General features: G+C 50.1%; 12 protein-coding genes. All 12 read left to right on the top strand.

Annotated elements, in window-relative coordinates:
* Positions 1 to 67 precede the first annotated feature (67 nt).
* The 12 genes from FDX14_RS02170 (at position 68) to traG (ending at position 10,009) form a co-directional block, all read left to right on the top strand.
* On the top strand, positions 68 to 373 hold the full coding sequence (locus FDX14_RS02170) for a hypothetical protein (RefSeq protein ID WP_000224418.1): 306 nt from the start codon (positions 68 to 70) through the stop codon (positions 371 to 373).
* Positions 374 to 381: 8 nt separating this feature from the next.
* Positions 382 to 1,020, top strand: coding sequence for a type-F conjugative transfer system pilin assembly protein TrbC (gene trbC / locus FDX14_RS02165; protein ID WP_001080251.1), 639 nt, complete (start codon positions 382 to 384; stop codon positions 1,018 to 1,020).
* Entirely contained in the window at positions 1,017 to 2,867 is a 1,851-nt protein-coding gene (gene traN / locus FDX14_RS02160) for a type-F conjugative transfer system mating-pair stabilization protein TraN (protein ID WP_137348931.1), read from the top strand. Before trbC ends, traN begins: the two co-directional genes overlap by 4 nt.
* A gap of 26 nt (positions 2,868 to 2,893) precedes the next feature.
* Positions 2,894 to 3,151, top strand: a complete 258-nt coding sequence (locus FDX14_RS02155; RefSeq protein ID WP_000864353.1) for a conjugal transfer protein TrbE — start codon at positions 2,894 to 2,896, stop codon at positions 3,149 to 3,151.
* The gene (gene traF / locus FDX14_RS02150) at positions 3,144 to 3,887 is read left to right on the top strand and encodes a type-F conjugative transfer system pilin assembly protein TraF (protein ID WP_001030371.1); all 744 of its coding nucleotides are present in this window, start codon (positions 3,144 to 3,146) and stop codon (positions 3,885 to 3,887) included. The genes FDX14_RS02155 and traF overlap by 8 nt, the downstream gene beginning before the upstream one ends.
* A 13-nt stretch (positions 3,888 to 3,900) precedes the next feature.
* Positions 3,901 to 4,245 carry a conjugal transfer protein TrbA gene (trbA, locus tag FDX14_RS02145; protein WP_000556796.1) on the top strand — a complete coding sequence of 115 codons (345 nt, stop codon included), beginning with the start codon at positions 3,901 to 3,903 and terminating at the stop codon, positions 4,243 to 4,245.
* 118 nt (positions 4,246 to 4,363) lie between these two features.
* A complete protein-coding gene (gene traQ, locus FDX14_RS02140) occupies positions 4,364 to 4,648 on the top strand; it encodes a type-F conjugative transfer system pilin chaperone TraQ (RefSeq protein ID WP_000624194.1) in 285 nt (94 codons plus the stop codon).
* Positions 4,635 to 5,180 carry a type-F conjugative transfer system pilin assembly thiol-disulfide isomerase TrbB gene (gene trbB / locus FDX14_RS02135; RefSeq protein WP_000059831.1) on the top strand — a complete coding sequence of 182 codons (546 nt, stop codon included), beginning with the start codon at positions 4,635 to 4,637 and terminating at the stop codon, positions 5,178 to 5,180. The genes traQ and trbB overlap by 14 nt, the downstream gene beginning before the upstream one ends.
* Positions 5,110 to 5,457, top strand: coding sequence for a P-type conjugative transfer protein TrbJ (gene trbJ, locus FDX14_RS02130; protein WP_001309242.1), 348 nt, complete (start codon positions 5,110 to 5,112; stop codon positions 5,455 to 5,457). Before trbB ends, trbJ begins: the two co-directional genes overlap by 71 nt.
* Positions 5,438 to 5,830 (top strand): F-type conjugal transfer protein TrbF, encoded by a 393-nt coding sequence (trbF, locus tag FDX14_RS02125; RefSeq protein ID WP_016230912.1) that lies wholly within the window; start codon positions 5,438 to 5,440, stop codon positions 5,828 to 5,830. Before trbJ ends, trbF begins: the two co-directional genes overlap by 20 nt.
* Positions 5,817 to 7,190, top strand: coding sequence for a conjugal transfer pilus assembly protein TraH (gene traH / locus FDX14_RS02120; RefSeq protein WP_000944331.1), 1,374 nt, complete (start codon positions 5,817 to 5,819; stop codon positions 7,188 to 7,190). Before trbF ends, traH begins: the two co-directional genes overlap by 14 nt.
* Entirely contained in the window at positions 7,187 to 10,009 is a 2,823-nt protein-coding gene (gene traG, locus FDX14_RS02115) for a conjugal transfer mating-pair stabilization protein TraG (RefSeq protein WP_001007039.1), read from the top strand. The genes traH and traG overlap by 4 nt, the downstream gene beginning before the upstream one ends.
* Positions 10,010 to 10,022 lie beyond the last annotated feature (13 nt).

Here is a 10,022-nt window from a genome sequence, read left to right as displayed (position 1 = left end):
ACCTGATGTGGCGTAAACGTAACTGTGTATTCCTGTAAATCATTTTAATGAATAAGAGGAAATGAAAATGGCAACAATGGACAGTAAATATATTCAGCACCTCAGGAAAATAAGTGCTGTGCTGCTCAGGCTGATAAGCAGAACATTAAAATTATTTCCTTTTGGTCTTGTAATGGTGCCCGTTATATTATTTTATTTTGCACCTGACAGTTTTCTCGCTGAAATTATTCATGAATGGAAGAAGGCAGATATATCAGAACAAGTGACACTTGTCAGATTATATCTGAAGGTGACATTTACATGTGCGTTTATGGCTGTTTTTCTCAATTATCTTTTTTCTGATGAGTTCATGCCTGTAAATAGCAGAAAGTGAGAAATATCATGAACCGGAAAATATTTGCACTTTTTGCTCTGACAGCAGGGATGCATCTTGCTGTTCATGCTTCAGAAAATGTGAACACACCTGAAAACCGCCAGTTCCTGAAGCAGCAGGAAAATTTAAGCAGACAACTGCGAGAGAAACCTGACCATCAGCTGAAAGCCTGGGCGGAGAAACAGGTGCTGGAAAACCCCCTTCAGCGTTCAGATAACCATTTTCTGGATGAGCTGGTTCGTAAACAGCAGGCTTCGCAGGACGGGAAACCCCGGCAGGGTGCCCTGTATTTTGTGTCGTTTTCCATTCCCGAAGAGGGGCTGAAACGGATGCTGGGCGAAACCCGGCACTACGGTATACCCGCCACACTGCGGGGCATGGTGAACAATGACCTGAAGACCACCGCTGAAGCCGTGCTGTCCCTGGTGAAAGACGGCGCGACTGATGGTGTTCAGATCGACCCGACGCTGTTTTCACAGTACGGCATTCGCAGTGTACCGGCACTGGTGGTGTTCTGCAGTCAGGGATACGACATCATCCGGGGAAACCTGCGGGTCGGCCAGGCGCTGGAGAAAGTGGCCGCCACGGGTGACTGCCGGCAGGTGGCTCATGATTTACTGGCAGGGAAAGGAGATTCCGGGAAATGAAACGTATTTTACCTCTGATACTGGCTCTGGTTGCCGGCATGGCACAGGCTGACAGCAACAGTGATTACCGGGCCGGTTCTGATTTTGCCCGTCAGATTCAGGGGCAGGGTACAGGCAGTATTCAGGGCTTTAAGCCACAGGAGAGTATCCCCAGCTATAACGCGAATCCGGACGAGACAAAATATTACGGTGGCGTGACTGCCGGCGGGGATGGCGGCCTGAAAAATGACGGCACCACGGAATGGGCGACCGGTGAAACCGGAAAAACCATCACAGAGTCCTTCATGAACAAGCCGAAAGACATTCTGTCACCGGATGCACCGTTCATTCAGACCGGCAGGGATGTGGTGAACCGGGCTGACAGCATTGTGGGAAATACCGGACAGCAGTGCAGTGCGCAGGAGATAAACCGCAGTGAATTCACAAACTATACCTGTGAGCGGGACACGATGGTGGAGGAGTACTGCACACGGACTGCCAGTATCACCGGGGACTGGAAATACACGGATGAATATCGTGAAGTGACGATACCGCACTCACAGTTCCGGTTCAGTATGAACGGGCTGAAACTGGTGTTCAGTGTCACGGCTCCGGTAACCGGTACAGTGGAAAGTGCATCATTGTCTGTATACGCCGCTTTTTTCTTCCTGAACTCCCGTTATACCTTCATGAATACAACCTTTAATGTCGGCCTGGCAAACGGGCAGTCGGATACTTACCCCCTGTCCGGGGCGACAGGTTTGCAGGTGACACAGGGGCAGGTTCTGACCGGTAGTGGCTGTACTGCTAACGGTAATTGCCTCCCGCACGGGAATGGTGACAGGAAAGTCTATGAATCGCTTGTCAGTGGTGCTTCCACCTTTACGCTGAAACTCAGGATGAAGGTCCGTGATAAAGAATGGGTTCCCCGGGTGGAGTGGGTGGAGAGTTGTCCGTTTAATAAAGCGGATGGCGTGCTGACAGGCACTGAGTGTTCAGAGCCGGGTGGTACGAAAACCGGAGTGATGGAAGGTAAACCCTGGAACATCACACAGGCATGCTGGGCATACCGGGATAAATATGTCACTCAGTCCGCAGATAACGGCACCTGTCAGAAATATGTCGATAATCCGGCCTGTACGCTGGCCTCACGTCAGTGCGCGTTTTATTCCGATGAGGGAACCTGTCTGCATGAGTACGCCACGTACTCCTGCGAGTCCAGAACATCAGGAAAAGTGATGGTCTGTGGTGGTGATGTCTTCTGCCTTGACGGTGAATGCGATAAGGCACAGAGCGGAAAAAGCAGTGATTTTGGTGAAGCAGTATCACAGCTGGCTGCGCTTGCCGCCGCAGGTAAGGATGTTGCCGCCCTGAATGGTGTGGATGTCAGGGCTTTCACGGGTGAGGCGAAATTCTGCCGTAAGGCCGCAGCCGGCTTCAGTAACTGCTGTAAGGATGGTGGCTGGGGTCAGGATGTGGGTCTGGCGAAGTGCAACAGCGAAGAAAAGGCGCTGGGAAAGGCAAAGGACAACAAACTGACGGTGAGTGTGGGCGAGTTCTGCTCCCGGAAAGTGCTGGGTGTCTGTCTGCAGAAAAAGCGCAGCTACTGCCAGTTTGATTCGAAGCTGGCGCAGATAGTCCAGCAGCAGGGGCGTAACGGGCAGTTGCGTATCAGTTTTGGCAGTGCGAAGCATCCTGACTGTCGGGGGATTACGGTTGATGAGCTGCAGAAAATTCAGTTCGACAGACTGGATTTCACTAACTTCTACGAAGACCTGATGAATAACCAGAAAATCCCGGACAGTGGCGTTCTGACGCAGAAAGTGAAAGAGCAGATTGCTGACCAGCTGAAACAGGCAGGACAGTAAGGTATGGAAAATAACCGGGGGAAATGATGAAAGTTATATTCACTTCTAATCGTCTTGTTGATTTTCTTATCCGGCTTTCGATTACAGCGATTGTCATTTCCCCGGTAATTATCTGGTCGTGGGATACGGTAAAAGAAACCACGGCAGACGGGATGCTTGCCGCTGCTTTCGTTATCCTTTACTCCGGTGTGCTCCTGTTTATTCTGTATTTTTGTTTTTCTGCCCTGACTGGCCTGCAGAAAGATGATGAAAGAAAAAATGATGAAAGGAATGAAGATGAATAAAGCATTACTGCCACTGTTACTCTGCTGCTTTATTTTTCCGGCGTCAGGGAAAGATGCAGGCTGGCAGTGGTATAACGAGAAAATAAATCCGAAGGAAAAAGAAAATAAACCTGTACCTGCAGCCCCCCGTCAGGAGCCGGATATTATGCAGAAACTGGCCGCGCTGCAGACGGCAACAAAGCGGGCGCTGTACGAAGCCATTCTGTATCCCGGCGTGGATAATTTTGTTAAATATTTCCGGCTGCAGAATTACTGGACTCAGCAGGCCGGGCTTTTCACCATGAGTGCTAAAAAGGCCATGCTGGCACATCCCGAACTGGACTATAACCTGCAGTACAGCCATTACAACGGCACGGTACGGAACCAGCTGGCGGCAGACCAGGCGCAGCAGCGACAGGCCATTGCGAAACTGGCTGAACACTACGGCATCATGTTTTTTTACCGGGGGCAGGACCCCATCGACGGGCAACTGGCGCAGGTCATTAATGGCTTCCGGGATACGTATGGTCTGAGTGTTATTCCCGTTTCCGTGGATGGCGTGATTAATCCGCTGTTGCCGGATTCCCGGACTGACCAGGGGCAGGCGCAGCGCCTCGGTGTGAAATATTTCCCGGCCATGATGCTGGTTGACCCGAAACAGGGCAGTGTTCGCCCGTTATCATACGGCTTTATTTCACAGGACGACCTGGCAAAACAGTTCCTGAACGTTTCTGAAGATTTTAAACCGAATTTTTAACCAAAGGTTATATATGCATACAGGGGATTTGTGTTTTTTTACAGGTGCCAGCCTGTTTATCGTGGGGGTTGTTGGTTATTTCTTTACAGGACCAAATAATAAAGGAGTTTATCTGCTGAGCTCGTTTGTCTTCTTTGTAGTAAATGTCATAAGTGTATGTATGCTGCCAGATAATTTCTTGTTTCTTTGTGGTGCGGTTATGAATCAGTGTGCCGTACCGGTTGTTTCAATGGCAGTCAGTACCATACCGGTTATCACGAAGTTTGACAGTTTCAGAAGGATGTTTGTTTGTATTATGTTGTCATCAGCATGGTCCGGAGTGATGTGGTTTTTTATAAGGGGGCTTATGACAGGCTAAGTCATATAAAACGGTAATAAAAACCATACAAAATAATGAGGTTGATCTGATTAATATCACACAAACGCGAATATTACAGACATGAATACTCTCATGTAAATAATAACCGGAGTTTAACATGATAAGTAAATACAGATTCTCTTTACCCCGGCTTGATATTACGGGAATGTGGGTATTTTCCCTGGGTGTCTGGTTTCATATCGTCGCCCGTCTTGTTTACAGCAAACCCTGGATGGCTTTTTTTCTGGCGGAGTTGATTGCGGCCATCCTTGTGCTGTTCGGCGCATACCAGGTGCTGGATGCATGGATTGCACGTGTCAGCCTGGAAGAGCGTGAGGCACTGGAAGCCAGGCAACAGGCCATGATGGAAGGGCAGCAGGAGGGCGGACATGTCTCTCACTAAATTACTGCCGGTCATTTTGTTGATGATGGCCACAGGTGTGCAGGCCTCCACCCGGGATGAAATTGAACGACTCTGGAATCCGCAGGGTATGGCCGTGCAGCCTGCACAACCGGCAGCAGACACATCAGCCAGAACAGAAAAGCCGGCTCCCCGCTGGTTCCGCCTCAGCAACGGCAGGCAGGTTAACCTGGCCGACTGGAAGGTGGTGCTGTTTATGCAGGGGCATTGCCCTTACTGTCACCAGTTTGACCCGGTACTGAAACAGCTGGCACAGCAGTACGGCTTTTCCGTTTTTCCCTACACCCTGGATGGTCAGGGGGATACCGCCTTTCCGGAAGCATTACCGGTGCCACCGGACGTGATGCAGACCTTCTTCCCGAATATCCCGGTGGCCACACCGACTACCTTCCTGGTCAACGTCAACACACTTGAGGCATTACCGCTTTTGCAGGGGGCAACGGATGCCGCCAGTTTTATGGCGCGGATGGATACCGTTCTGCAGATGTACGGAGAGGAAAAAGGTACGAAATAAGCAGGTGGTGTTACTCATTGCCGGAATATCCGGCATCGCGACGGGAATAATCGTCAGCCTGAATATCCCCTTTATCCGTCAGGGGCTTTTTTATCCCGCCAGCCCTGTGGAAATTGTCGTTTCGCTGTGTCTTACCTTTTCTGTTTCTGTTGTGTTTTTTGTAGGGGCAATTGTGGGATGGATTTCGGTGTCTGAAATATATTACAGCCGCATGAACGGTCTGAATGAATCATCGGAAATATCAGAGGAAACTTATAATGAAAGAAAAAAGAAATGATGCGGAACTAAAAAACAGAAAAACTAAACGGGATTATGATTATGAACGCAGGGTTTCTGATATATATTTTGATCTGTTTTTTGTGTTCGTTGCTGCCGGAACTTTTTTATGGGTGATTATGCATAGTATTTTTGATGCCTGTATTGATTCGTGGAAAGCTGACCCGGAATTAAATAATTTTCGTTATATGTGGAACATCCTGATGTATGTCATTCCGTATACGTTATGGGCGTTTGCAGGTGGATTTCTTATCGTATACGTCAGGAACCCTTTAAATGAATTAATAAACGGGGGGATCAGAATATTCCGGCTGAAACGCCGTATGCGCCGGGAGAACAAATTAAGGGAGGGTGACAATAATGCTTCGCATTAAACCTCTTCTGGTTCTTTGTGCCGCTTTACTGACGGTCACACCCGCAGCGTCAGCGGATGTGAACAGCGACATGAATCAGTTCTTTAATAAGCTGGGATTTGCTTCCAATACCACACAACCGGGCGTCTGGCAGGGGCAGGCCGCCGGGTATGCCTATGGTGGCTCCCTGTATGCCCGCACCCAGGTCAAAAATATCCAGCTGATTTCCATGACGCTGCCGGATATCAATGCCGGATGTGGCGGCATCGACGCCTATCTCGGCTCGTTCAGTTTTATTAATGGCGATCAGTTGCAGCGTTTTGTTAAGCAGATTATGAGCAACGCTGCCGGTTACTTTTTTGACCTTGCCCTGCAGGCAACGGTGCCGGAAATCAAAACCGCAAAAGACTTCCTGCAGAAAATGGCAAGCGACATTAACAGTATGAACCTCAGCTCCTGTCAGGTGGCGCAGGGGATTGTCGGAGGATTATTTCCTCAGACTCAGGTGTCACAGCAGAAGGTCTGTCAGGACATTGCCGGTGAGAGCAATATTTTTGCTGACTGGGCCGCGTCCCGTCAGGGCTGCACGGTCGGAGGACAGTCATCGTCTGTTCGTGACAAGGCCAGTGACAAAGATAAGGAACGGGTGCTGAAGAACATCAATATCATCTGGGACTCGCTGTCCAAAAACAGGATGCTTGATGGTAACAAAGAACTGAAAGAATTTATTATGACGCTCACCGGTACGCTGATTTTTGGGGAAGACAGCGAGATTACCCCCCTGCCGGCGCGTACCACTGACCGCGATATCCTCCGGGCGATTATGGAGGGGGGAACGGCAAAAGTTTATCACTGCAACGATTCGGACAAGTGTCTGAAGGTGGTGGCGGATGCAAATGTGACCATCGCCCGGGATAAAGCCCTGAAATCACAGATTACAAAACTGCTCACCAGTATTCAGAATAAAGCGGTGAGTGATACTCCACTGGATGACAGGGAAAAAGGCTTCATTTCCAGCACCACCGTCCCCGTCTTTAAATATCTTATTGACCCGCAGATGCTCGGTGTATCCAGCAGCGTGGTTTACCAGCTGACGGACTATATCGGCTACGACATCATGCTCCAGTACATTCAGGAACTGCTTCAGCAGGCCCGGGCCATGATTGCCACCGGGAACTATCCACAGACCGTGCTGGACAGTGTGCTGGAGAATCTGAATCAGGCACAGCAACAGATTGCGGTTTTCCAGGGGCAGGTAAAGGTCCAGCAGGATGCATTGCTGGTTGTTGACCGTCAGATGAGCTATATGCGCCAGCAGCTTTCCGCCCGCATGCTCAGCCGTTACCAGAACAACTATCACTTCGGAGGGAGCACGCTGTGAATGAAGTCTATGTGATTGCCGGTGGTGAGTGGTTACGCAATAACCTGAACGCCATTGCCGCCTTTATGGGGACCCGGACGTGGGATTCCATCGAAAAAATTGCGCTCACATTGTCTGTTCTCGCGGTGGCCGTGATGTGGGTACAGCGGCACAACGTGATGGATTTGCTGGGCTGGGTGGCCGTGTTTGTGCTTATCAGCCTGCTGGTTAATGTCCGTACATCGGTGCAGATTATTGATAACAGTGACCTGGTCCAGGTTCACCGGGTGGATAATGTGCCTGTCGGACTGGCGATGCCACTTTCACTGACGACCCGTATCGGGCATGCAATGGTGGCCAGTTACGAGATGATATTCACCCAGCCTGACAGCGCCACCTACAGCAAGACAGGCATGCTGTTCGGGGCGAACCTGATTGTGAAAAGCACCGATTTTCTGTCCCGGAATCCGGAAATCATCAATCTGTTTCAGGACTACGTCCAGAACTGCGTGCTGGGGGATATTTACCTGAACCACAAATACACGCTGGAAGACCTGATGGCCTCCGCTGACCCCTACACGCTGATTTTTTCCCGGCCCAGCCCGCTACGGGGCGTTTATGACAGCAATAATAATTTCATAACCTGTAAAGATGCGTCGGTCACGCTGAAAGACAGGCTGAATCTCGATACAAAGACGGGAGGCAAGACCTGGCATTATTATGTGCAGCAGATATTTGGCGGCAGACCGGACCCGGACCTGTTATTCAGGCAACTGGTGAGTGACAGTTACAGTTATTTCTACGGCTCCAGCCAGTCTGCCAGTCATATTATGCGCCAGAACGTCACCATGAATGCCCTGAAAGAGGGTATCACCAGTAATGCAGCCCGTAACGGTGATACCGCCAGCCTGGTCAGTCTGGCCACGACTTCGTCGATGGAGAAACAGCGTCTGGCACATGTCTCCATTGGTCATGTGCTGATGCGAAACCTGCCGATGGTGCAGACCATTCTGGTGGGCATTACCATTGGTATCTTCCCGCTCCTGGTACTGGCGGCTGTCTTCAACAGACTGACGCTGTCTGTTCTGAGAGGCTATGTGTTTGCTCTGATGTGGTTCCAGACCTGGCCGTTGCTGTATGCCATTCTGAACAGTGCCATGACATTCTATGCAAAGCAGAATGGTGCACCGGTCGTGCTCTCTGAACTCTCTCAGATACAGCTGAAATACTCCGACCTGGCGTCCACTGCCGGATATATATCTGTCATGATACCCCCGTTGTCATGGATGATGGTAAAAGGCCTTGGCGCAGGTTTTTCCAGCGTGTACAGCCATTTCGCTTCCTCTGCTATCAGCCCGACTGCCAGTGCGGCAGGTAGTGTGGTTGACGGTAATTACTCCTACGGCAACATGCAGACGGAAAACGTGAACGGCTTCAGCTGGAGCACCAACAGCACCACGTCGTTTGGTCAGATGATGTACCAGACCGGCAGTGGCGCAACTGCCACACAGACCCGTGACGGTAATATGGTGATGGATGCGAGCGGGGCGATGTCCCGGTTACCGGTCGGTATCAATGCAACGCGTCAGATTGCAGCGGCACAACAGGAAATGGCCCGGGAGGCGTCGAACAGAGCAGAAAGCGCCCTGCATGGGTTCAGCAGCAGTATTGCCAGTGCCTGGAACTCGCTCAGCCAGTTTGGTTCTAACCGGGGGAGCAGTGATTCTGTCACAGGTGGTGCTGACAGCACGATGAGCGCACAGGACTCCATGATGGCCAGCCGTATGCGCAGTGCAGTGGAAAGCTATGCGAAGGCGCATAATATCAGTAATGAGCAGGCGACTCAGGAACTGGCATCCAGAAGTACGAGAGCTTCTGCCGGGATGTATGGAGATGCTCATGCTGAATGGGGGGTTAAACCTAAAATTCTTGGTGTTGGTGGAGGATTAGGCGTTAGAGGTGGTGGTCGGGCTGGTATTGATTGGGAAGATAATGATGCGCATACGGCAAGTAGTAATACTCAGTCGAGCCATAATGCTCGTCATGATATCGATGCCAGAGCTACACAAGACTTTAAAGAGGCCAGCGATTATTTTACCAGTCGCAAGGTCAGTGAGTCCGGCAGCCATACGGACAATAATGCTGATTCCCGTGTGGATCAGTTGTCTGCAGCCCTGAATTCAGCGAAGCAGAGTTACGACCAGTACACGACGAATATGACCCGCAGCCATGAATATGCTGAAATGGCATCCCGTACTGAAAGCATGAGTGGGCAGATGAGTGAAGACCTGTCGCAACAGTTTGCACAGTATGTAATGAAACACGCGCCACAGGATGCAGAAGCTATTCTGACAAACACCAGTTCACCGGAGATTGCAGAACGTCGTCGGGCGATGGCCTGGTCTTTTGTGCAGGAACAGGTACAGCCTGGTGTTGATAATGCCTGGCGGGAATCCCGTGGTGATATTGGTAAAGGAATGGAGAGCGTACCTTCGGGTGGTGGCAGTCAGGATATTATTGCTGACCATCAGGGGCATCAGGCCATTATTGATCAAAGAACGCAGGACAGTAATATCCGTAATGATGTAAAACATCAGGTTGATAATATGGTCACAGAATATAAAGGGAATATAGGTGATACTCAGAACAGCGTACGTGGCGAGGAAAATATTGTAAGAGGACAGTATTCTGAACTGCAGAATCACCATAAAACAGAGGCATTATCTCAGAATAATAAATATAATGAAGAAAAGTCGGCTCAGGAAAGAATGCCCGGGGCTGACAGTCCACAGGAACTGATGAAAAGGGCAAAGGAATATCAGGATAAGTATAAGCAATAATGCTGTTTTTGGG

It is taken from the genome of Citrobacter sp. wls710, assembly GCF_005281115.1.
Classification (GTDB): Bacteria; Pseudomonadota; Gammaproteobacteria; order Enterobacterales; family Enterobacteriaceae; genus Citrobacter; species Citrobacter werkmanii.
This window is presented reverse-complemented; position numbering and strand designations above follow the sequence as displayed.